We start from the raw sequence: 24,046 nt of genomic DNA on the forward strand, positions 1-24,046 counted from the left end.
TTTTTATATGGTGGTTAAATTCTGGCTAAGATAAGCCTAAATCTTTTTTTATAACTTCTATTTTTTCATTGAGTGCCGCAACCTTGGCTTCGTAATCTTTCTCGCTATCCAAAGTGTCTTTAAGGCTAAAGTAAAACTTGATTTTCGGCTCTGTTCCAGAAGGTCTTATCGCGACTTTGGTGCCATCTTCGGTGTAGTAAATCAGCACATTAGACTGTGGAATGCTGTCCATTGTGGTTTTTTCATTTTTTAAAATATCCCAAGCGGTTTGCTCCTGATAATCCTTCACCAATACCACACGAGAGCCTGCCAAAGTTTGCACTGGGCTGTTGCGGAAGTCTGTCATCATCTTTTTAATTTGCTCTGCCCCTTCTTTGCCTTTTCTCACGATATTAACCAATCCTTCCTGATACAAGCCCAGTTTTTGATAAATTTCTATCATATATTGGTACATCGTTTTGCCTTGAGCCTTGCACCACGCCGCAATTTCGCAGGCTAAAAGAATGGAACCGCAAGAGTCTTTATCTCGGACGAAATCTCCTGTCATAAATCCGAAGCTCTCCTCGCCGCCGCAGATGAATTTTTGCTTGCCTTCGGCTTCTCTAATCATCTTGCCTATCCACTTGAATCCTGTTAAACCTGCCTTGCACTCTACGCCGTATTTCTTCGCTAAATCAAAGAAAACATCGGAGGTTACAATGGTAGATCCAATGAACTCTTTGCCTGTAATCTTGCCTAACTTCTGCCACTGGCTGAGGATATAATCCGTGAGAATCATATTGGTTTGGTTACCATTGAGTAACTGCATTTTGCCTTCTAAATTTCTCACGGCAATTCCTAATCTATCGCCGTCTGGATCAGTGCCAATCACAATGTCTGCGAGGGTTACTTCTGCCAAATCTAATGCCATCGTTAGCGCCGCTGGCTCTTCAGGATTGGGACTCTCCACCGTTGGGAAATTGCCACTCGGAACCATTTGTTCTTGTACCAAATCTATTTTTTGGAAGCCTGCCATTTTTAAGGCTTTAGGAATGGTGGTATAAGTGGTGCCGTGGATAGAAGTAAACACGATATTGAGCTGGTCATAACCTATTTTGTCCTTCTGGTACAGCGAGTTATCCATACACGCACGGATATAAACTTCATCTTGTGCCTCGCCAATCCATTCTATTAAATCATCATTTCCGTTGAATTTGATGTCTTCGTATTGGGTTTTAAGCACTTCTTCAATAATGGCGGTATCATTAGGCGTCACCACTTGGGCGCCATCATTCCAATAGACTTTGTAGCCGTTGTATTCTGGTGGGTTGTGAGAGGCGGTGAGCACGATACCTGCGTTACATTTTTTATCTCTTACCATAAACGATAATTCTGGCGTAGGGCGGTGTTCTTTGAATAACAACACCTTAATGCCATTGGCGGTCAAAACATCAGCCACCATTTTACCGAATTCTTTAGAGTTGTGTCTAACATCATAAGCTATCGCGACTTTAATTTTTTGATTTGGAAACTGTTGATGCAAATAATTGGCTAAGCCTTGTGTGGCTTGTCCTAAGGTGTAGCGGTTCAATCTATTAGTACCCACGCCCATAATGCCGCGCATACCGCCAGTACCGAATTCTAAGTTTTTGTAAAAAGCATCTTCTAACTCTGGAGAATTAGAATCTATCATCATTTTTACGGTTTCTCTCGTTTCTTCATCAAAAGCTTCTGATAGCCAAAGTTTGGCTTTATCTATTGTTGTCATAACTTATTTTTTTATGGTTTTGGTTTATTTTCTACTTGTGTTTTGTCTTCTATTTTAAGGTTTCGCCGTGGATTGCCGTAATAGAGCAACTGGGCGGTATTTTGTATTTTCCCTGAAATTTCCTCTTGAGCCGTTACCTCGGTATAGCTTCCGTTTTGGGCTTCTAAATTGAGATAATCCACCGCCCAATAAGGGGCAACAATGCTCGCTGTATCGGCTATTTTTAAATGGGCTTCTTTGGTTTTTCCTAAAAAATTAGCCTTAGATTTTTGGTGCATTTCCACCGTGGCATTGGGCGTATCTACCGCACCGATAAATTTGCCGTAATCCTGAAGGCTCAACTTGAATTCTGGAGTTTTGATCTTCCCTGAAACATTCACCTCCACAGAATCTGCAATGGTGGTTTTTTGCAACGGTGTTTTAGAATAAACTGTTACCGTGTAGAAGTCCACCGCGCCAGTAGGTCTATTTTCGGTGATGTTTAAGGCGTTACCTTTTACTTTGATTTCCAGATTATTGGCTAAGTTATCATAGGTTTCTATATTGATAAAATTCTTCTGGCTGGGCACAAAAAAGAGCCTATATTTCCCCTTTAAATGGAGCTCTGAAAATGGCGCCACCTCTCGGTCTTGAGATTTAATATCGCCCTGAGGTTCTATTTTACCACAAGAAACGATGGCGAGCCACGATAATAATATAAGGTATCTTTTGGGTGTCTTCATTAGGTCAGCAAATTTCGGTAATTTATACCATTTTATATGATTTCTTCAATATGATAATTCTTATGTTCTCGGTTAGAGCGGATCACGATTTCGCCTAAAAAGCCCGCTATAAAGAGTAAAGTGCCCATCAGCATCATCGTAAGGGCAATGTAAAACCACGGATTATCTGTGATGAGATTGCCATAGATACCTTGTGATATTTTAACCAACTTAGAAATGCCAATGCCCACCGCCGATAGAAAACCGATGATAAACATCAGCGTGCCGCCAGCGCCAAAAAAGTGCATCGGACGGCTGCCAAAACGGCTGATGAACCACAAAGTAATCAGGTCTAAAAAGCCACGGATAAACCGCTCAGTACCGAACTTAGAGCTACCATAGGGGCGCGCTTGGTGCTGCACCGGTTTTTCGGTAATTCTTCTAAAGCCAGCATTGGCCGCCAGCACAGGAATATAGCGGTGCATATCGCCATAGACATCTATGGATTTGACCACTTGCTTTCGGTAGGCTTTCAGTCCGCAATTAAAATCGTGGAGGCTCACGCCAGAGACTTTTCGTGCTGCAGCATTAAAGAGTTTGGAAGGCAGGTTTTTAGTCATCACATTATCAAAGCGTTTTTTCTTCCAACCGCTCACGATATCATAATTTTCAATTAAAACCTTATAATATAAGTCTGGAATTTCTTCAGGAAAGTCCTGTAAATCAGCATCCATCGTGATGACCACATCGCCCTTGGTTCTTTGGAATGCGGCGTGCAGCGCTTGGGATTTACCATAATTTTTAGAAAACCGAATGCCGTGCACATTGGGGTTTTGCGCCTTTAGCTCGTTAATGATTTCCCAAGACTCATCTGTGCTGCCATCATCTACGAACCAAATTTCATAGCTGACCTCTATCTCCTTACAAGTGTGGTCTATGCGCTGGTAGAGCTCTCTTAAAGATGGTGCCTCATTGAGCAATGGAATAACGATGGAAAGATTCATATAATAATGATAACAAATTAAAATTTAGTGATGTGTTTTGCTTCTGAAAAAGCTGCCAAAAAGCACTGCCAAGATAATAAAAAATGCGGAATATCCAGCAAAAACCAACGAAAAATAATACGCTGAAAACATATCTTCTTTCGCTGCCTTTTTATGGGCGATACGCGTCTTGCCTTCTTGGTATTTTTGCTCCAGCTCCTGCGCTTCCTCTGTGTTGGGTTTTATCATTTGCTTGGCTTTGGCGTATTCTTCTTCTAAAGAATTTTCAAAACTCTGGATATACTGGGCATTGAGCACTTGCTTGGTCTCTGGATTTACAAAATTGAGGAATAAAAAAATAGAGCCTAAGGACAATAATCCTGCGCTAAATGTAGGTACAAAAGCTCTGCGAAAGGCTTCCTTAAAAGTTATTCTGCCCTTTTGCTTTTTATAAGATTGCACCGAAACAAAGGCGCCCACAGCGAAAATAAGCGGGAGCACAAAGGCGTTCATCATCATCGTGATGGTAAAATAGCGCTCATCCATAAAAAAATAGTACACCGCTAAGAATAAGAGAATAATAATGGCAAACATCAGCCCTGCATTATTCAGCATTTTTTTATCCATATCACTTAAAATTTTAAGCGGGTAAAATTACGGATTATTTTTTAGACCGTCTATCCTTTTTGAGGTTTTTGACGTTCCTTCAACACAGATTTAGCCCTCTCATTTCCTCGCTTTATATAAAAAAATACGCTTCAACCTGTAATTATTTTAAAAAGTATTAGGTGGAACCAAAAAAAAATAATACTTTTGCACCCTGTTAATCAACCTCTGACGAGAGCCGTGTATGTTGTTTAGCTCATCAACTTATTTATTTAATCGATTAAAAACAATGGATTTAATTAAGTACGTACAAGACAAGTACATTACAAAAAAAGAATTCCCAGAATTCAAAGCAGGAGACACCATTACTGTTTACTACGAAATTAAGGAGGGACAGAAAACCAGAACACAGTTCTTTAAAGGAGTGGTGATCCAACTAAGAGGTACAGGCGCTACTAAGACCTTTACCATTAGAAAAATGAGTGGCGATGTAGGTGTAGAAAGGGTTTTCCCAATCAATATGCCAGCGCTACAGAAAATTACCGTAGACAGAAGAGGTAGCGTAAGAAGAGCAAGAATCTACTACTTCCGTAACCTTAGAGGTAAGAAAGCAAGAATTAAAGATAAACCATACACTGCTAATAAATAGTATTGGTTATCTCAACACAAAAATCCCTTTGCTCCAAAAGGGATTTTTTTATTTATAAGCCTTTTAGTAAATTTGTCAAAATATTAGTAAAATATGATAACGCACAAAGCAGGATTTGTCAATATCGTGGGGAAACCCAACGCTGGTAAATCTACCCTACTCAACCAACTGATGGGCGAGAAATTAGCCATTGTGACTCAAAAAGCCCAAACCACCAGACACCGCATCTTCGGAATCTATAACGAACCCGATTTGCAAATTGTATTCTCTGATACACCTGGGGTTTTAGACCCTAAATATGGGCTACAAGAGAAAATGATGGATTTCGTGAAAGACTCGCTACAAGATGCTGATGTCTTCCTCTTCATCGTAGATGTAACCGACCAAGAGCCGCCATCTGAATTTTTGATTGAGAAACTCAATAAAATCCCTGTTCCTGTACTCATTTTAGTCAACAAAATAGACCGCACCAACCAAGAACGCTTAGAGGCGTGCATTCAGTTTTGGCACGAGCAAATTCCGAAGGCAGAAATCCTTCCCATCTCAGCATTAGAGGGCTTTAACACGGATATTATCTTGCCAAAACTTAAATCTCTATTGCCAGAAAATCCACCGTATTATGACAAAGACCAGTTTACAGATAAATCTGAGCGTTTTTTCGTAAACGAAACCATCCGCGAGAAAATTCTTCTCAACTACGAAAAAGAAATTCCATATTCCGTAGAGGTGGTAACGGAATTGTTTAAGGAAAAAGAAGGCATCATCTTCATTGATTCTATCATCTATGTGGAGCGCGACAGCCAAAAAGGCATCCTCATTGGGCACAAAGGAGAAGCCATAAAAAAAGTAGGCACAGAAGCCCGCTTAGATTTGGAGAAATTTTTTGATAAGAAAATCCACCTCAATCTCTTTGTAAAAGTGAAGAAAGATTGGCGAAAAAATGAACGCGACCTCAAAAATTTTGGGTATAGATAAAGAAAAACGGATAGCGCCTTAAACCCTATCCGTTTTTTTTTGTGGAGGTGTTAACTGTCTAATTTTCATTAAATAAAAACCACATTTTTAAGCATCATAAATTATAAAAACAGGAACCATATGCCCTGCTTTTGTTCATCATTAAAGTGTAATTTCTAATTTGAATTTTTTGATTTTTTCTTGAAGTTCTGTGGCTAAATCCTGTTGGATGATGCCGTTTTCCATATCAAAGTTTTCGTAGAATTTAGGGAGCGAAAAAGTTTCAATAATTTCGGCACCAAAAGCGGGGAACATATTTTTAGCAATATTCATAGAATTACCTCCGCCAAAGCCCCCTGGTGAGGTGCTCATCAGCAACATTTTCTTATCTTGGAAGACTTTAACATTGATTCTGGAACACCAATCAAAAATATTTTTAAACGCTGCGGTCAGGTTGCGGTTGTGCTCCGCCATAGAACAAATAATGGCATCTGCCTCCGCTATAGCATCTAAAAATTGCTGTGCCTGCGGCGGAAAACCTTGCTTCTCTCTATCCACAGAGAATATCGGCATTTCAAAATCGTTAAGGTCTAAGAGGTTGATTTCCGCCTCTGGGAAAGATTTAAGCACTTGCTTCACCAAGGCTTTATTGATGGACTGCGAGGAAGAACTTCCTGCGAATGCTAAAATTTTCATTATATTTTTATTTTTTTGTTAAAATCTGGATTTAAAATGCTCATCTACAATGCGAAGCCACTCTGGGTGCTTCTTTACATACGCAAAAACCAGCGGACAATAAGGCAATAGTGTTTTTTGGCTCGCCCCAATGTACTGCAAAGTTTTCTCTATCACGGCTGTGGCAGCACCTTTTCCCTCCAAAGCGGGTTCTACCTCGGTGTGCACCAAAGCTATTTGCGTTGGGGTTTCTTCAAAATCGATGAAAGCTTGAGCGCCCTCTATATGGAGTTCAAAGCGGTGGGCATCATCATTTTTTATTAACGCAAGAGGTTCAAATTCTGGTTTCATAAAGTTGTATTTTAAATAAAAACCAAAAGCCTGAAACATAAAACCTCAGACTTTTGGTTGTTGTTAATTTTCTATTCTGGCAGCGCCATTGGCACTTCCATCAATAAGATTTGGCTATCCTCCAAAGCTTCTAAAGTGAAGTGGTCGGTTTCCGATATTCCTAAGCCATCGCGCTGATTCAGCATCTGATCTCCTACCTTGGCTTTACCTTTAATCACGAAGATATAAACGCCGTTACCTTCTTTATGGAGACGGTATTCCTTCTGATTTCCAGCGGTGAAGTTAGCCATATTGAACCAAGCATCTTGGTGTATCCACACGCCTTCATCATCTGGATTTGGTGATAAAATCTGCTGAAAATCATTGGTTTTAATCGCTTCATCTATCCGTTTTTGCTCATAGCGAGGCGTTACATTCTCTTGATTTGGAAAAACCCAAATTTGAAGAAATTTCACTGGTTTTCCTGCATTGGCGTTCATTTCACTGTGCATAATGCCTGTTCCTGCGCTCATCACTTGGATTTCTCCTTCGCTGATGATGCCTTGGTTGCCCATACTATCGGCGTGTTTTAGATCACCTTCCAATGGAATACTGATGATTTCCATATTGCTGTGCGGGTGTTTTCCGAAGCCCATATTGCCATCTACAGTATCATCATTAAGCACTCTGAGCGTGCCAAAATGTATTCTTTCTGGGTTATAATAATTAGCAAAACTAAAAGTATGGTAAGAGTTGAGCCAACCGTGGTTAGCGTGTCCTCTGCTTTCTGCTGCGTGATAAATGGTTTTCATTTGATTTTAATTTAAATTGGGTTATTCTTATTTAATACACTGAGCGACTCTATTAAAGTCATTGTTTTTAATGAAGCAAAGATAGCCCATAACCGCCGCCCTATGCATTGATGTAAGATAAGAAGTCGCCCTTTATAAATCTCGCGCCTGCTGGGCTTGCGTTCCTAATCGCCTTTCTGGTAGTGGCACATAGGCATCGCCTTCGCCAGGTACTTTTGGGAAAGCCGCGTGGTTCTGCAGCTTCCAATTTTCTTTAGCCTGCTCCAGCACAGTTTTATCCGAACTCACAAAATTCCAAAATATAAAACGCTCCTCAGGAAAAGGCGTTCCTCCAAAAAGGTAAACCGTGGTATTTTCTTCCATTTTAAAGGTGCATAGTTCGGCATTTTTTGCGATGAGAAGCTGCTTGTTGCTATACTTCTGCCCTTCTATCTCTACCGTGCCTTCCAGAATATACATAGCCACTTCACCATAGAGTTCGTGTCCGATATTTAAATCTTGGGCTTGCGTGGTTTTAATTTCAATGAAATAAAGCGGGCTATAAACGGGCACTGGCGAAGCCTTTCCAAACGCCTCCCCTGCGATCAGTTTAAAAGTCGCATTTTGGTCTTGCCACACGGGTAAATCTTGGGCTTCGGTATGGTGAAACTCTGGTGCCATCTGCTCCAAATCTTTGGGCAAAGCCACCCAAATTTGCAATCCGTGCAATTTTTTATCTGTGGTGCGCAAATATTCAGGTGTCCGCTCCGAGTGGACCACCCCACGCCCTGCCGTCATCCAATTGACTGCCCCTGGGGTAATCTCCACCGCTGTACCCAAACTATCCCGATGAAAAATGGAACCTTCTATCAAATAAGTCAGTGTAGAAAGCCCAATATGCGGATGTGGTGGCACATCTAAATTCTGATAATCCTTAAGTGCCGCAGGTCCCATATGGTCTATAAACACAAAAGGTCCCACGCTTCGCTTCTGGCGAAAGGGCAAAAGCCGCCCGACTAAAAAATTGCCAATATCGGCGGCTTTCTCCTCTAATATCAATTGAATATTTGACATAAAATCAACTTGATTTTTAAATTTTTAAAACTTGGATATTTAAATTACGCCTAACTCCTTGCCTACCTTCTCAAAAGCGGCAATGGCTTTATCCAAATGCTCTCGCGTATGGGCAGCAGACAGCTGTACTCTAATTCTTGCCTTGCCCTTCGGTACTACAGGGTAGAAAAATCCAATGACATAAATGCCTTCATCCATCAGTTTTTCTGCCATTTTTTGGGAAAGTGGCGCATCGTATAACATCACAGGGACAATGGCGGCATCTCCATCTGGAATGTCAAAACCGCGGGCTTTCATCTCCGTGCGGAAATATTGTGCATTGTCCATCACTTTGTCCCTAAGGCTGGTATTTTCGGAAATCATTTCTAAGACTTTTAAAGCCGCGCCCACAATCCCAGGTGCCAAAGAATTAGAGAATAAATAAGGGCGTGAGCGCTGTCTGAGCATATCGATAATTTCCTTTTTCCCGGAAGTAAATCCACCCAAAGCACCGCCCAAAGCTTTGCCCAAAGTGGAAGTGATAATGTCTACACGCCCCATCACTTCGTTGGCTTCGTGGGTGCCTCTACCCGTTTTCCCGATGAAACCTGTGGCGTGGGAGTCGTCCACCATTACCAAAGCGTTGTATTTTTCGGCTAAATCACAAACGCCTTTTAAATCTGCCACGATGCCGTCCATAGAGAACACGCCATCGGTTACGATGATTTTAAAACGGTGATTTTTTTCGCTGGCAGCTTGGAGTTGTGCTTCCAAATCTGCCATATCATTATTTTTGTAGCGGTATCTTGCCGCCTTGCAAAGCCTTACCCCATCAATGATAGAAGCGTGGTTCAGTTCATCGGAAATAATGGCATCTTGGTCGGTAAAAAGTGGTTCAAAAACGCCACCATTGGCATCAAAACAAGCGGCATAGAGAATGGTATCTTCCATCCCTAAAAACTCGGAAATCTTGGCTTCCAACTGCTTGTGAATGTCCTGTGTGCCGCAAATAAACCGTACCGAAGACATCCCATATCCGTGCGAAGCAATGGCTTCTTGAGAGGCTTTCATCACTTCTGGATGGTTGGAAAGTCCCAAATAATTATTGGCACAAAAGTTCAGTAATTTTTTACCATTGGCAACAATCTCCGCCGACTGCTGCGAGGTGATAATGCGTTCGTTTTTGTAAAGTCCTTCGTTTTTAATGTTTTGAAGTTCGTTTTGTAAAGTTTCTAAATATTGCGTAGAAATCATATCGTTTGGTTTTTAATTAATGTGGCTAATTTAATAAAAAAAGTCTCTACTAAAAGAGAGACTTTGGATTTTTTCTGCGGCTACAACCCCAATGCAGGCTGCAGTAAATACTCCATTTTGGATTTAATCTGCGCTACAGAGCCGCTATAGTTATTGATTAACAAGGAGAAAGTCAGCGTTTTTCCTGTATTGGTTTTGATGTAGCCTGCTAAGCATTTTACAGCTCGGAGAGTTCCTGTTTTGGCGAAAATCTGCCCATAACCATCATTGTATTTAAACATTGATTTTAGAGTTCCCGTCTGTCCTGCAATCGGTAGGGAGTCAAAATAAGCTGGGAAATAATCGGCATTCATCACGCCTGCTAAAAATTTAACCTGAGAAATCGGCGTGACCAAATTGCTTCTGGACAGCCCACTACCATCCATCAAATTAAGTCCATAAAAATCATAACCGCCCTCTCTGAGCACCTGCTCCACAGTGTATCTGCCCGTATCCAAAGACTCATCGCCATTTTTGTAAAATCCAGCACTGCGGAGTAGCGCTTCTGCAAATCTATTGTTACTCGTTTGGTTGGTAAAATAGACAATTTCCTCCATCTTTGGCGATTTATAAGTGGTTAAAATAAAGCGTTCCTCAGGGTTGATATCCATACTTTTGCCTTGCACGGTTCCTAATACTGAAATCCCATTTTTAAGTAAAGAAGCCCTTAATGTATTGGCTAAATAATACGGCGCATCTGGCACTTTACCTTGAATTTCGTTACTTAAAAAAGTATCCGTATAAACCGTTTTTTTCGTATATGGCGAGATGTAGAAAAAGCGTTTTTCTTGGTTGAACGGATTTTTCTGTTTGATGATGCTCTTCTCATTCCTCGGATTGATGCCTTGTGTAGAGCCTACTGGAAGGTAATAATTGTTATGCTCCAACCATACGATATTGGCTGGTAGGTCTATTTTATTTTCTTTAAAAACTGCCGTTTGCACATAGATATCGCCTGTAATTTTGGTAATTCCTGCATCTCTAATGGCATAAATGTAATCCATAATAATGGGCGTATATTTAGAAGAACCCCCCAATCCTGTGCCAATGGTCGGATCGCCGCTGCCCACAAGGTAAAGGTTGCCTTCCAGAACCCCATTGTTAATGTTACCCGAATATTCCAACTGGGTGTTGTATCTAAATTTAGTCCCCATAATGCTCATCGCTGCGTTAGTGGTTAGGAGCTTAGTGGTAGAGGCAGGCACCAAAGGCGTATCTTCATTATAAGCGCTGATCACCTGCTTTTTCTTCGGGTCATAAATCACGAAACCCCACTGGGCATTGCGGAGCATAGGATCATCTAACAAGCGTTCTATGGTATAATCCACCTGCTGCTTGGCGCTACTCTGCACAGACTCTGTACGAGATTCCGCATAGGTAGGATATTGGGTGGTCTGAGTATAGGTAAAAGCAAATAGCGATAAATGAAGGGCAAGTAAGCTTTTTCTAATCAAATTCATAGGTTTATTTTTTAAGCATAGAGGACGGCTCTTTTGCGCTCTATTAAAACGAAACAAAGTTAAACATTATTACCCAGCACACCGCCGATTGTATATAGTAAATAAAATTAAAGTTTGTTAAAAAATGTTAAAAATCAACATAGAGGTCTATTTTAACTGATTGATAGGCGGTTACCTCTCTAAACTCTGCCATAGATTGCACCAACATTTTTTTGAAAAGTGCATATTTTTCATTCCTCGGAAATTTGAGCAAAATCTGAAATTGATACTTATTCTTAAGCCGTGCTATTGGTGCTTTTTCGGGTCCTAAAACACAAATTTCTGGTAAATATTTCCGCAAAATGGAACCCAAAAATTGAGACGCCCTATCCGCTTTGCCCTCCTTGGCGTGTTTTATCTCTATTAAAATCAACTTGGTGAATGGCGGATACAAAAATTTCTTGCGCTCTTGCAACAGATAATGATAAATCTGTGCGGTATTTTCTTCCTTAATCAAGCTAAAAACAGGGTGCATAGGCTGATAAGTTTGTATCAACACCCGCCCAGCACCAGAAGTTCGCCCCGCACGCCCTGCCACTTGGGTAATCAACTGGTAAGCCCGCTCTTCTGCCCTGAAATCTTGCACATACAGCAAGGCATCAGCCTTAGGAATGGCGACCAAATCTATATCGCCAAAGTCTAAACCTTTCGCCACCATTTGGGTCCCCACAACGATGTCCGTTTCGTGGTTTTCTATTTTCTCGTACAGCTTTTCGTACGCGAATTTTTTCCGCATCGTGTCCACATCCATACGCTCCACTTCGGCTTCTGGAAACTGTTTTTTGACCTCTTCATACATTTGCTCCACGCCGATGCCTTTGGTATTAAGTTGCTGCGATTGGCATTTTGGGCATTGTATCGGCTTCGCGGCAGTCTGTCCACAGTAGTGGCATTTCATCTCGTGGGCTGTTTTGTGGTAAGTCATCACCACATCACAATTGGTACAATACTGCACATAACCACATGATTCACACTCTATTACATTAGCATAACCCCGCCGATTGTGCAAGATGATGGCTTGTTTTTCATTGGCTTTATTTTGATGAATTTTCTCAATCAACTGAGGCGAAAACAAGCCTTGGAGGGTTTTATTCTGTTGCTCCTCTTTAAGATTAACGATGCTAAAAGTGGGCAATGCCACACCGCCAAAGCGTTCAACTAAAGGCACATACGTCAATTTCCCTTTTTGAGCCGCATAATAAGTCTCTAACGATGGCGTGGCAGAACCCAATATCACGCGGGCATTATAATATTGAGCCAATATTTGAGCCGCATCTTTGGCATTAAAATAAGGCGTGGCTTCCCTCGGTTTGTAAGCCGTATCGTGCTCCTCATCAACGATGATTAAATCCAAATGCACAAAAGGCAAGAACAAAGCCGCCCGCGTTCCTATTAAAATTTTAATTTCGTTATTGCGGATTTTTCGCCAGACTTCTACCCGCTCAAAGTCGGTTAATTTCTGATGATAATAACCAATGGTACTACCATATTTTTTCTCTAACCTACTGATAATCTGTTTTGTTAAAGCGATCTCTGGCAAGAGCAACAGCGTATTTTTGCCTTGGCTGATCGCCTGTTCTATTTGATGAATGTAAAGATGCGTTTTCCCCGATGCCGTTACGCCGTGCAAGAGAACATTTTGATTTTTCTCAAACGCTTCATCTATCGCTTCCGCTGCTGTTCGTTGCGCTGGTGTGAGCTCTTCCACCGCTTCCAGAGCACCTTCATAAGTTTCTAAACGGTCTTCGGCGAGGTAATACTCTTCCACCAAGCCTTTGTCTACCAAAGCTTTAAGCTGAGGGTATGCCAAAGAGCCTTCATCAAAAATAGTGGATTTTTTAATCGGAAGATCTGGATTTTCGGTTTGCTTGGCTAAAATGAGTAAAAAAAGCTCCTTTTGTTTTTTAGCCCTTTGTAAGCTGGAAAGCACCTCTGGCAAACGATTTTCTGAAATAATCTCTTCCTTGATTTTCACATAAGCAACCGCCTTGGCTTGGTATTTTTCAAACACCTTTTCATCAATTTCTATGTAGCGCATATCAATCAAGCTGTTCACCGTTTTGATGAGTTCTTTTTTCGGAATAAAAGCCTCCATTTCGGAAAGGCTGACCAGTTGCTGCACCTCTAAAGCTTGAATCAGGTGGATCTCATTGAGGTCTAATAAATCGTAAGCGATGGTGATATTGGACTTTAGTTTGAGATAGGTTTCGCTCTCCAGTTTTAATGATGAAGGAAAAGCAAAGCGGTAAATTTCGCCTAAATTCATCAAATAATAATCCGACAACCATTGCCAAAACTGAAGTTGCGACTGCGGTAAAATTGGCGACTCATCTAAAATACTGATGATGTCCTTCGGCGAAAAGCCTTCTGGCGCTTCGTTATGGAGCGATGCCACGATGCCTGTGTATATTTTCTTGCCTCTAAATGGTACCAATACCCGCATTCCTACAGCCAGCTGGGACTGTAGTTCGGCAGGGATTTGATAAGTGAAATCGCCTTTTAAATTGAGCGGTAATATAATCTGTGCGTACTGCATTAGACTGACAAAAATACGAGATTACACGCAATAAAAAAAGCCTACCTTGTGGGCAAGCTTTTCGTTTTTTCTATTTTTAGCGATTAAGGCTGGCTTTTTCTGCGCTTGAGCTCCTTCTCTATTAAAGAGAGTTCCCTGCCTGTTTGCCCTGCAACCGAGGTGTTTTCTTGTGCTCTTCTTGTCAGATAAGGTACCACATCTTTCACGGGACCATATGGCAGATATTTGCTGGCATTGTATTTTTGATTTCCTAAAAAATAGGTGATATTATCACTCATTCCATAAAGTTGCCCAAAGTAAATTCTATGGTCATCATGAGCGAGGTTGAGTTCCTTCATTTTCTCCATTACCAATGCTGTAGAAGCCTCGTTATGGGTACCGAAAAACGCAGATATTCTATCCAAATGCTGCATTACAAAGACTATTGCAGCGTTATAATTATCATCAGAAGCTTGTTTATTCGGTTGGATTGGCGATGGATAGCCCATTTCCTCGGCTCTTTGGCGTTCTTTTTCCATATAGGCACCCCGCACGAATTTGTAGCCTAAGAAATAATTTTTCTCTTCGGCTCTTTTAAGGTCTTCTTGGAGGTATTCTATCCTACCCGTGCGGTACATTTGTATGGTGTTCCAAATGATGGCTTTTTCCTTATTATATCTGGATTTCAATTCATTAACCACCTGGTCTACAGCGGTTTGTATCCAAGATTCTTCTGCATCTACCATAACCACCACATTTTTCTGATAAGCCAACTGCCCCACTTCTTCAAAACGCTTAACAATACGCTCCCATTCGGCTTGCTCTGAGGCATTGAGTGCCTTGCCCGCTTGCACATCTGCATACAAATCTAAACGCCCAAATCCTGTCGGCTTAAAAACCACAAAAGGAATGGCTGGATTGCCCTCCGCATAAAGAATATTTTGTTTAATCTCTTGGCAAGTATGGTCAAAAGTCGCTTCATCCTCTTTGCCCTCTATGGCATAATCAAAAATACTCCCAATGTGGCGCTGGTACATCTCGCTCACTACTTTTTGGCTTTGCTCTCTGGTTTCGCCACCACAAAACTGTTGAAAAAGGGTATTTTTAACGATGGTTTCCACCAATGGGAAATTATGTTTTATGGAAAAATTAAGCAATTTAATTCCTATATTGGTAAGGGCTGGATATTTGATCATCGTAAACATCCACTTGGCTTTTTCTAATTGTGCTGTGGCTTTATCCGCAAAAGCAATCTTAGTATTGTCAAAAATGCTCATTCTATTTCGTTTATTTTGACGACAAATTTAATAATACTTATTCAATTGGTCACATTTTTTTTTGCAGAATATCAATTTAGATTATAACCATTTATTTTACAGAACATTAAGACTTATATTCGCTTTTATTTAAGCTGAAAAATCACCTTCTTGAAGCAAATGTGCCATACAATATTCAGCGATGGCGGTAATGGTAACAAACGGATTAACGCCCACACCGCCTGGTATCAAAGCGCCATCTAAGACATAAAGATTGGTGTGCCCTTTGAGCCGCCCATAGCGGTCTGTCGCTTCGCCCAAAACCACACCGCCCAACGGGTGGTAGCAAATATCATAGCCCCAACCATTATGAAACAACAGATGCGCACGCGTGCCGCCATTGGCTTTGTTCATCTTTCTAACAAAATATTTGGCATTTTCTTGAAAAGATTGATAATTGGTTTTATCCCATTTAATTGCGATATCTTGTTTTTTGGCATCAAAATAAATCTCGCCATAACTTTTAATTTTATTGACCATTAAATAGAGCGCCGTAGCCACATCCATCCCCATAGGTAACGGGGCGATTTCCGCAAAAAACTGATGCTGAGGGTGTTCCCAATGGTCTATCGCCCCCACGGGAATGGTGGATTGCTTAACACCTGTGCCGCCCTTCATCGGATTAACCCAGTTTCTGCCCGTCATAAAATTGCCATTATTGCCCCATTTTTTGCCCACATTTTGGTCTATTTTCAATTTTCCTAAATGTTGAGATTTTAGCAATAGAGCGTTCGTTCCCATAGTGCCCGCACAAACAAAAAGTTTAGAACAATTGAAATTTTTAGTCACCAAAACTTCGCCTTCTGTAGAAATTTGCGATACCTTTAATCGGAATTGGTGGTTTTCTGTTTGCTCAATAAAATGCACTTGATGTAAATCCAAAATTTCTAAATTTCCTGTTTCTAAAGCTTTGCGGAGGTAAGTTTTGGTTAAATCATTCTTGCCATAGTTGTTGCCATAAATGACCTCGCCGCCTAAGGCTGAAGCGGGTACCTCACCACGATATTCTTTTTGCATATAGCCAAAATCATAAGTATTGGGCACCATTGTGGTTTCAAAACCAGCTTTTTTTGCCTCGCTAAAACCCACCTGTGTGAACTGATAATAAGGACAATTTTTTATAAAATCCTCGGGCGGCAACTCTACACGAAGTTCTTTCCGAGCTAATGGAAAATATTGATTATAAAATAAATCTGCATCTAAATTAGGAAATATGGATTTAAAATACTCTTTTTTGGGTGTGGGTGCAATACCACCATTCACCAAAGAACCGCCGCCAACGCCTCGCCCTAACCATATTTTGATATTTTCAAAATCCAGCCTATCCAAAACACCTGTAAATTTTTTAAGTGCAAAAATATTGAGAAAAGGAGCAATGGTTTTCGTCCTTAGCCACGCGGCACTTTTTCCTGGATTCATCATTTTTGAGAAAGGAATTTTGGCTTTATTCCAGTCTAAACCCATCTCTAAAATGGTCACTTTATGTCCTTGCTCACACAAGCGCAAAGCCGCTACAGCACCGCCATAACCAGAACCGATAATGATAATGGGGCGAGTTTCATCCTCTTGAGAAATCTGAGGTTCGGGGTATTCTGGCAACCTTCCAAACAAATCACCAATACCACTGAAAAATAACGCGCCTATACCTAAAACCGAAGTAGAGATAAATTCTTTTCTTTTCATACCCTTTTATCATCAATAAACATACTATAATCACTATTTTCACTCACTTTAATATGCTTGTCATAACATTTTAAAATTTATTACTTTTTATTAATTTTTATTTATGATTATTTAATTAAATTCTAAGTCTTTATTATTGAAATTTGATGTGGAAAATATTAGGGATTAACTATGGTATTTTAGTAGGATTAGGCGTAAAAATTGAAGTGGCAATAAGCTATTTAATTAAAAATTTATGTAAGTTTGCAGTATGTTAATAGAAGTATTTAAATCCAAAATTCATAGGGTAAAAGTTACAGAATCTGACCTTAATTATATCGGCAGCATCACGATTGATGAAGAATTGATAGAGGCTGCAGGTCTGGTGGTTGGCGAGCGTGTTTATATTGTAAATGTGAATAATGGCGAGCGTTTTGACACTTATGTGATTAAAGGAAAAAGAAAATCGGGGGAGGTTTGTCTCAACGGTCCTGCTGCCAGAAAAGTGCAAAAAGGTGATATCATCATCATTATTGCTTATGCTCAAATGACGCCAGAGGAGGCTAAAAACTTCCAACCTACCATTATTTTCCCTAACGAGGAAACCAATCTTTTAACTTAATTGCTTATGCCTACCACTAAAAATAAAAAAAATAATGCCCTAAAAAATGGCATTACTATTTTGGTGTCTTTAATTTTTGCTGGAGTTTTTATGTGGCTCGCTGTCAGAGGTTTAGACTGGGATAAAATTAAAACTTCACTCTCCAAAGCCAATTATTTTTGGGTATTGGTAGCGGCTATTTTTGGCGTGTTAGCCTATTGGGTTAGAGCCATCCGCTGGAATTTACTTTTGGAGCCGATGGGCTATCAAATTTCTAATAAAAACGCGTTGTGGTCGTTATCTTTTGGATATTTGATGAATTTAACGATCCCAAGAAGTGGCGAAGTGGCGAGAGCGACAGCGCTCTACGGCGTGGAGAAAGTCCCTGTAGATCAATCTTTTGGCACTATTATATTAGAACGCATTGTGGATTTGCTCTGTATGGGTGTTTTCTTGGGGCTGACTTTAATTTTTAAATACGATGCTATTTTGGCATTCTACCAATTGGCGACTTCAGAACAACAAAATACCGATGCTTCCGCTGCGCATACCAACTCGGGACTATGGTTAATCGGCATTGCTATTTTAGCAATTATTTTTATTATTTTTAGAAAAAAAATAATACAATCTAACCTCTATCAAAAAGTAAAACAGTTTATTTTAGGCATACTTTCTGGGCTTCAATCCATTTTTAAACTCAAGCACAAAATGAGATTTCTATTGCTCTCTCTTGGGATATGGGTTTGCTATTATTTGGCGGCTTATTTGGTTTGCTTTGCCCTACCAGAAACAAAAAACTTGGGTATTGCTGATGGATTTTTCATTATTGTTGTGGGGACTTTGGGAATGATGGTGCCTGCCAGCGGTGGTATTGGAGCTTTTCATTTTGCTCTAAAATTAGGATTTATGGCATTATTTATCGCCCTCGGTCAATCGCCAGAAGAAGGCGGTCAAGTTGGACTTTCTTATGCATTTATCTCCCATACTATGCAGTTGGTCATTATGCTGGTGATGGGCGTTATTTCTATTCCTATGCTAGCACAAGCACGAAAAGTTCATTTTTAAAATATTGATTGATTTTTTAAAATACAGAAAAAAAAAGCTTAGAAAAAAACTAAGCCTTTTTTTAACTTTTTCTATTAAATAGAAATTATCATTTAATTATTCACAAAAACTTTATCCAAAAGCCCGCTTAAGCAAACTCTCCACCTGAGGTTCTCGCCCTCGGAATTCGCGATAAAGTGTCATTGGATCTTCTGTGCCTCCTTTGGATAATAATTTTTTATATTTTTGAGCAATTTCAGCGTTAAAAATTCCATTTTCCTTAAAATACTGGAAGGCATCGGCATCCAAAACTTCTGCCCACTTATAGGAGTAATATCCAGAGGCATAGCCTCCTTGAAAAATATGGGAAAAACTTGGGCTCATCGCCACTTCGGGATGCGATGGATAAAGTTGTGTCGGCGCCATTACACGAGTTTCAAACGCTTTAATGTCAATAGGCTGAGCCGATAAATCTTCCGTGTGATAATGCATATCTAACAAGCCAAAGCCCAACTGTCGCAAGGTTTGGTAGCCTTCCATAAAGTTTTTAGAAAGTGATAATTTCTCAATTTTTTCTTGCGGTAATGCCTCGCCAGTTTGGTAGTGCTTAGCAAAAGTTTTTAAAAACTCGGCTTCGTAGCAATAATTTTCTAAAAATTGAGAGGGCAATTCCACAAAATCCCATTTTACAGAAGTTCCCGAAAGATTAGGGTACTGCGTATCCGCTAAAATGCCGTGTATAGCGTGCCCAAATTCGTGGAAAAGTGTGGTCACTTCTTGGAAAGTCAATAAACTCGGTGTTTCGGCGGTGGGTTTAGAAAAATTACAAACCACAGAAATATGCGGACGATGGTTTTCGCCATTTTTCTGATATTGGTTTCTAAAAACAGTCATCCACGCCCCTGCCCGCTTGCCTTTTCTTGGATGATAATCCACATAAAGTAAAGCTTTGTAAGTCCCATTTTCAGTGACTTTGTAAGTTTTTACATCGGGATGGTATTTGGGAACATCGGTTACTTCTTCAAACTCCAATTGAAATAAAGTTTTTGCCAAGCCAAACACCGCCGCTTGCACGCTTTCTAAAGAAAAATAAGGCTTAAGTTCTTCATTATTTAAATTCAATTTTTGCTTTTTCAGCCGTTCAGCATAGAACGCGTGATCGTAACTTTGAGGGACATCAATACCATCATTTTGGGCTAAAACTTTAAGTTCCTCAACATCTTTATTGGCGTAGGGCTGCGCTTTTTCTAAAAATTCATTTAAAAACGAAAGCACCTGCTGTGGGCTTTTTGCCATTCTATCTTCTAAAATATACGCCGCATAAGATGGATAGCCCAACAATTGAGCTTTTTGTTGCCTCAGCTTCACGATGCTATCTATCAATTGCTGATTATCAAATTCGGAATTATCAAAAGATTTTTTGCCATTCGCTAAAGCCAATTCTGCTCTTAAATCTCGGTTTTCTGCGTAGGTAAGCAACGGAATATAGCTCGGATATTGAAGGGTAATCACATAACCTTCCAAACCTCTGTCTTTAGCCTCCTGAGCGTATTGTTGCAGAATTGCTTCTGGCACACCTTTAAGTAAATTAACATCGGTAATGTGCTTATCATAGGCATTGGTAGCGGCTAAAAGATTTTGACCAAACTTCAACGATTGAATTGCCAAATTCTTATTCAGTTCCTCTAATTTTTGTTTTTCTTCAATGCTCAACAAGGCACCGTTTCTAACAAAACTTTTATAAGTCTCTTCAAGGAGTGTTTTTTGTTCCGTGCTTAGATCTAAAGTGCTTTTAGCCTCATAAACGGTTTTTATTCTTTCAAATAACGCTATATTTTGGAAAATTTTAGATGAAAATTCCGTTAATAATGGAGAAACTTCTTGAGCGATATTCTGTAATTCATCATTGGTTTCCGCTGAGTTCAGGTTAAAAAATAAGTTAGAAACCACATCTAACTGTTGCCCTGAATAAGCTAAAGCCTCAATGGTATTTTGAAAAGAGGCAGGCGCTTGATTATAGGCTATTTGGTCTATTTCTGCCGTGGTTTCATCAATTAACACCTTGAAAGCGGGTAAAAAATGTGCTTCTTTTATTTCGTTAAAAGGTGCGGCTTGATATTGGCTATCAATTTTTTTAAGTAATGGATTATTCATAGGTTCAAATCAAATTTATAAACAAAGATACGATTAAAAAAGCAATAGAAAAAGGCTACACCTTGCGGTATAGCCTTTTTATCAATATTAGAAATTTAATATTTCTTATTTTGCCTCAAAGTAAACTCTTCTGTTAGCTCTGTTTTTCCATTCTGGACATTTAGAAGTAGGGTTACATTCTGGATATTTTAAATCCTTTTCACCTCTACCTACGGCTTCTAATTTAGAAGCGCTTACACCATTCTGAATTAAGTAAGACTTCACGCTATTGGCTCTTCTTTCAGATAATTTTTGGTTGTATTTGTCAGAACCTGCGGTATCTGTACCCCCAACTACTCTATAAGAACCGTTAGATGAGTTAATGTAATTCACTGCATTGTTAAGAATTGGCGTGTTAGAAGATAAGATTTTAGAAGAGTTGAAATCAAACTCAATACCTTCTAAGTTCTTAGTTTCTTCAGTAATTGTTGTATTTACATTAGCTGCGTTATTTAATGGACAACCATTATTTTCTGCAGGACCAGGAACGGTAACACACTTATCATAAAGGTCAATCACACCATCTAAGTCAGCGTCTAAAGCAACCCCAGCACCATCAACTCTGGCACCTGCTGGTGTATCTAATTGTCTATCCCAATCATCGCAAACGCCATCATTATCAGCATCTCCACTCTTACAAACTTCTACATTAGGAGCTTCTGCTAAAATGTCTAATTTATTATAGATTTCTTGAAGTGGATCATGCCACATTAAGTGAGATTCATGTTTTCCAAGTTTGAAAGTCATACCCACTGTAGCATTGAAGAAGTTATCAGAAACTTGCTCTTCTCTTTGGTTTACTACGCTGTATTGATCTCCACCGCCATCAAAAGAATCATCACCAGTTACCACATACATCAATCTGGTTTCTAAGTCTAATCTTTTGCTTACTTTAAATTTAAGACCAGCACCTGCTTGTCCAAAAAGAGAAAGCGATTTGAAAGGCTTTACTTCAGTAATCAAAGCTTGAGGTCCTCCATCTTTTTCTCTATACGCTCTATACGCCAAAGTACCGATACCTGCGTAACCGTGCAATGCCCATCTGTAGTTAGATTTGTTATCCACTCTTCTTAAAAGATTAGAAAAGTTGATATCTCCTAATAAAGAGAGCGCATCATACTGAGTTCTTGCGGCATAACCTTTACCATTAACATCTTTGGTGTTATAAAAACCTTGTCTAGTTTCACCTCTGTCATACTGAAGGTTTAATCCGAAAGCATGAGTGATGGCTTTGTCAACACTTAAATAAGCTGAATAGCCGAAAAGGTTTTTACCGTTTCCGTTTTTGATAGAAGTCAAATCCGCAGATTGGATTAAAGGAACCCCTGCCCCTACTGAGATAGACCAATCATTAAATCTTTTAGCCTCTTGTGTAAAAGGAGCTACATTAGATGAACCTGAAGAGAAAGTATTAGGATACTGCTCTGAGGTTGTTGTTTCTTGTGCTAAAATCGCTGTAGGTATTACTAACGCTAACGCTACACTTGCAAAATTTAATTTCATAATATTTTTAATTAAATACATTGATTATTATTTATTTTTCAGAAAAATAGACTCTTCTATTAGCCTCGTTTTTCCACTCAGGACATTTGGTTGCTGGATTACATTCTGGATATTTTAAGTCCTTTTCTCCTCTACCTTCTGCTACAAGTAAAGATGGTTTTACACCTTTACCTTCTAAATATTTCACAACAGCATTAGCTCTTTTTTGTGATAATTTCAAGTTATAAGCCTCAGAACCTCTAGTATCTGTAGCACCAATAACAAAATATTGTTTATTGCTATCTAAGCTTTTAATAATTTCAGCCGCGTGATCTAATTTAGAGAATGATTTTGTTCTGATAACATCGCTATTTAAAGCAAATTCTATACCTTCAAAATTCTTATTAATCTCATTAACAGCAGTGGTCTGTGTCACTACTTCTTGTTGTAATGGACATCCATCATTTTCTACAGGACCAGGTACAGTCACACACTTATCATACAAATCAATTACTGTATCTAAATCAAGGTCTAATGCTACCCCTGCTCCATCAACTCTAGCACCTGCTGGAGTGTCAAGCTGTCTGTCCCAATCGTCACAAACGCCATCATTATCAGCATCTCCTTTTTCACAAACTGTAAAATCTTTAGTATTTAAAATTGCAATTCTATTATCTATTTCTTCTAATGGGTCATGCCAAGTTAAATGGGAAGTGTGTTTACCTAATTTAAAGGTAAGACCTAAGTTTGCAGTTAAGAAATTATCTGAATAGCTCTTATGAATTTGGTTATATGGCGAGTTTTCAGGTTTGCTATCCCAGCCACCACCATCAAACTCATCATCACCAGACATAATATACATCAAGCGGGCTTCAATATCTACTAATTTAGAAATCTTATACTTCAACCCAGCTCCTGCTTGATAGAAAAATGAATTGATCGCTAAATCTTGCTCTACTTCTACAGGAATATTCCATCTTTTAGTTTTTCCTTGGTCTTCTAAATAAGTCTTATAACCTTGGAGACCAATCCCTGCATAACCGTGTAAAGCCCATCTGTAAGGTGAATTGTTATCCACTCTTCTCAATAAATTAGAGAAATTGATATCCCCTAACAATGAAACCTGCTGGTACTTTGTGTTGGCTTCTGCTACCCCATATTCTGGTTTTAGCATCGCTTTTTGGTTGGTTTGTCCTTGCTGATATTGCAAGCTTAGCCCAAAAGTGTGCGAAATTTGCTTATCTAAACTCACATAAGCATTCCAACCCCAATTGATTTTGTTGTCATAAAAAGAAGTAAGGTCTGCAGACTGCATCAGCGCTGTACCACCACCTACCGAGATAGACCAATCGTTAAATCGACGAGATTGGTTATCAAATTTTTCAACTTTAGCAGAGCCAGAAGAAAATGTGTTCGGATACTGCTCTTGTGTAGCGTTTTCCTGAGCATAAAATACCGCTGGCAGTGCTAATAATGCTAATAAATTAATTTTCATATATATGTTTTTAAATCATAACTTTATTACATCTTTGAGATTAAATCTTCTATCAATTCCTTAGAAAAATCACGCTCAAAACAATGTTTATGGTGTGGAATTTCTAAATCTTTTGAGATAAAATTCAACGCTCCTATCTTTACAATATCAATATCAATCATCCGATCCTGATACTCTCCTGCTTGTTTGGAATCTATATCCCGCCCCATTTTTCTCTCTATCGCCTTGATTTTCCTTAATAAACTCAGTGGAGAATCATCAGTCTGTATTGAAACTGCAATATTACAAAAATTATTAGAACTTACAAACTCTACAGGCAAGGTTTCTAAATATTTACTCTGGTGAGTCACTTTATTTATTTCACTATTTATCAAATCAATAGCATTCTCAATATTTTTTTTTGTATCCCCAAGGTTGCTCCCCAGTAACAAAATAGCCTCTTTTTGCGACATATAAT

Annotated in this window: 21 protein-coding genes; 4 read left to right on the forward strand and 17 right to left on the reverse strand. The window is 39.4% G+C overall.

The window, feature by feature from the left end:
* Positions 1 to 25 precede the first annotated feature (25 nt).
* From NYR17_RS06520 to NYR17_RS06535, 4 genes are read right to left on the reverse strand one after another with little or no spacing between them, the layout of a single operon-like run.
* Positions 26 to 1,747, reverse strand: a complete 1,722-nt coding sequence (locus NYR17_RS06520) for a phospho-sugar mutase (protein WP_302504918.1) — start codon at positions 1,745 to 1,747, stop codon at positions 26 to 28.
* 11 nt (positions 1,748 to 1,758) lie between these two features.
* Positions 1,759 to 2,469, reverse strand: a complete 711-nt coding sequence (locus tag NYR17_RS06525) for a GIN domain-containing protein (protein ID WP_302504919.1) — start codon at positions 2,467 to 2,469, stop codon at positions 1,759 to 1,761.
* A 32-nt stretch (positions 2,470 to 2,501) separates the two neighbouring features.
* Complete coding sequence (locus tag NYR17_RS06530) at positions 2,502 to 3,452, reverse strand: glycosyltransferase family 2 protein (protein WP_302504920.1); 951 nt, start codon at positions 3,450 to 3,452, stop codon at positions 2,502 to 2,504.
* 24 nt (positions 3,453 to 3,476) lie between these two features.
* Positions 3,477 to 4,058 carry a DUF4199 domain-containing protein gene (locus tag NYR17_RS06535; protein WP_302504921.1) on the reverse strand — a complete coding sequence of 194 codons (582 nt, stop codon included), beginning with the start codon at positions 4,056 to 4,058 and terminating at the stop codon, positions 3,477 to 3,479.
* 268 nt (positions 4,059 to 4,326) lie between these two features.
* Here NYR17_RS06535 and rplS point away from each other — a divergent pair, with 268 nt between their 5' ends.
* On the forward strand, positions 4,327 to 4,686 hold the full coding sequence (gene rplS, locus NYR17_RS06540) for a 50S ribosomal protein L19 (RefSeq protein ID WP_302504922.1): 360 nt from the start codon (positions 4,327 to 4,329) through the stop codon (positions 4,684 to 4,686).
* Positions 4,687 to 4,779: 93 nt separating this feature from the next.
* Positions 4,780 to 5,661 (forward strand): GTPase Era, encoded by an 882-nt coding sequence (gene era / locus NYR17_RS06545; protein ID WP_302504923.1) that lies wholly within the window; start codon positions 4,780 to 4,782, stop codon positions 5,659 to 5,661.
* 141 nt (positions 5,662 to 5,802) lie between these two features.
* On the opposite strand, the gene NYR17_RS06550 is transcribed toward era, so the two are convergent.
* The 9 genes from NYR17_RS06550 to NYR17_RS06590 all read right to left on the reverse strand — a co-directional run bounded on the left by NYR17_RS06550 (position 5,803) and on the right by NYR17_RS06590 (position 16,795).
* On the reverse strand, positions 5,803 to 6,336 hold the full coding sequence (locus tag NYR17_RS06550; RefSeq protein WP_128501691.1) for an NADPH-dependent FMN reductase: 534 nt from the start codon (positions 6,334 to 6,336) through the stop codon (positions 5,803 to 5,805).
* A gap of 18 nt (positions 6,337 to 6,354) precedes the next feature.
* The gene (locus tag NYR17_RS06555) at positions 6,355 to 6,666 is read right to left on the reverse strand and encodes a GNAT family N-acetyltransferase (RefSeq protein WP_302504924.1); all 312 of its coding nucleotides are present in this window, start codon (positions 6,664 to 6,666) and stop codon (positions 6,355 to 6,357) included.
* Positions 6,667 to 6,737: 71 nt separating this feature from the next.
* Positions 6,738 to 7,457 carry a pirin family protein gene (locus NYR17_RS06560; protein WP_302504925.1) on the reverse strand — a complete coding sequence of 240 codons (720 nt, stop codon included), beginning with the start codon at positions 7,455 to 7,457 and terminating at the stop codon, positions 6,738 to 6,740.
* 132 nt (positions 7,458 to 7,589) lie between these two features.
* Positions 7,590 to 8,510 (reverse strand): pirin family protein, encoded by a 921-nt coding sequence (locus NYR17_RS06565; RefSeq protein WP_302504926.1) that lies wholly within the window; start codon positions 8,508 to 8,510, stop codon positions 7,590 to 7,592.
* A 39-nt stretch (positions 8,511 to 8,549) separates the two neighbouring features.
* Entirely contained in the window at positions 8,550 to 9,743 is a 1,194-nt protein-coding gene (gene kbl, locus NYR17_RS06570; protein ID WP_302504927.1) for a glycine C-acetyltransferase, read from the reverse strand.
* Positions 9,744 to 9,823: 80 nt separating this feature from the next.
* On the reverse strand, positions 9,824 to 11,242 hold the full coding sequence (gene dacB / locus NYR17_RS06575) for a D-alanyl-D-alanine carboxypeptidase/D-alanyl-D-alanine endopeptidase (RefSeq protein ID WP_302504928.1): 1,419 nt from the start codon (positions 11,240 to 11,242) through the stop codon (positions 9,824 to 9,826).
* Between the two features lie 127 nt (positions 11,243 to 11,369).
* On the reverse strand, positions 11,370 to 13,817 hold the full coding sequence (gene priA / locus NYR17_RS06580) for a replication restart helicase PriA (protein ID WP_302504929.1): 2,448 nt from the start codon (positions 13,815 to 13,817) through the stop codon (positions 11,370 to 11,372).
* An 83-nt stretch (positions 13,818 to 13,900) separates the two neighbouring features.
* Complete coding sequence (locus NYR17_RS06585) at positions 13,901 to 15,073, reverse strand: proline dehydrogenase family protein (protein ID WP_302504930.1); 1,173 nt, start codon at positions 15,071 to 15,073, stop codon at positions 13,901 to 13,903.
* Positions 15,074 to 15,202: 129 nt separating this feature from the next.
* Complete coding sequence (locus NYR17_RS06590) at positions 15,203 to 16,795, reverse strand: GMC oxidoreductase (protein ID WP_302504931.1); 1,593 nt, start codon at positions 16,793 to 16,795, stop codon at positions 15,203 to 15,205.
* Between the two features lie 250 nt (positions 16,796 to 17,045).
* Here NYR17_RS06590 and panD point away from each other — a divergent pair, with 250 nt between their 5' ends.
* Together panD and NYR17_RS06600 are read left to right on the forward strand one after the other, a co-directional pair.
* A complete protein-coding gene (gene panD, locus NYR17_RS06595) occupies positions 17,046 to 17,396 on the forward strand; it encodes an aspartate 1-decarboxylase (RefSeq protein ID WP_302504932.1) in 351 nt (116 codons plus the stop codon).
* Positions 17,397 to 17,402: 6 nt separating this feature from the next.
* Complete coding sequence (locus tag NYR17_RS06600) at positions 17,403 to 18,440, forward strand: lysylphosphatidylglycerol synthase transmembrane domain-containing protein (protein WP_302504933.1); 1,038 nt, start codon at positions 17,403 to 17,405, stop codon at positions 18,438 to 18,440.
* Positions 18,441 to 18,551: 111 nt separating this feature from the next.
* On the opposite strand, the gene NYR17_RS06605 is transcribed toward NYR17_RS06600, so the two are convergent.
* From NYR17_RS06605 to folK, 4 genes are all read right to left on the reverse strand, one after another.
* Positions 18,552 to 20,573, reverse strand: coding sequence for a M3 family metallopeptidase (locus NYR17_RS06605; RefSeq protein ID WP_302504934.1), 2,022 nt, complete (start codon positions 20,571 to 20,573; stop codon positions 18,552 to 18,554).
* A 105-nt stretch (positions 20,574 to 20,678) separates the two neighbouring features.
* Positions 20,679 to 22,115: an OmpA family protein gene (locus NYR17_RS06610; RefSeq protein WP_302507030.1), complete on the reverse strand. Its 1,437-nt coding sequence runs from the start codon at positions 22,113 to 22,115 to the stop codon at positions 20,679 to 20,681.
* A 31-nt stretch (positions 22,116 to 22,146) separates the two neighbouring features.
* Positions 22,147 to 23,589: an OmpA family protein gene (locus NYR17_RS06615; protein ID WP_302504935.1), complete on the reverse strand. Its 1,443-nt coding sequence runs from the start codon at positions 23,587 to 23,589 to the stop codon at positions 22,147 to 22,149.
* 26 nt (positions 23,590 to 23,615) lie between these two features.
* Positions 23,616 to 24,041 (reverse strand): 2-amino-4-hydroxy-6-hydroxymethyldihydropteridine diphosphokinase, encoded by a 426-nt coding sequence (gene folK, locus NYR17_RS06620; RefSeq protein WP_302504936.1) that lies wholly within the window; start codon positions 24,039 to 24,041, stop codon positions 23,616 to 23,618.
* Positions 24,042 to 24,046 lie beyond the last annotated feature (5 nt).

Origin of the sequence: Riemerella columbina, from assembly GCF_030517065.1 — a bacterium.
Taxonomy (GTDB): domain Bacteria; phylum Bacteroidota; class Bacteroidia; order Flavobacteriales; family Weeksellaceae; genus Riemerella; species Riemerella columbina_A.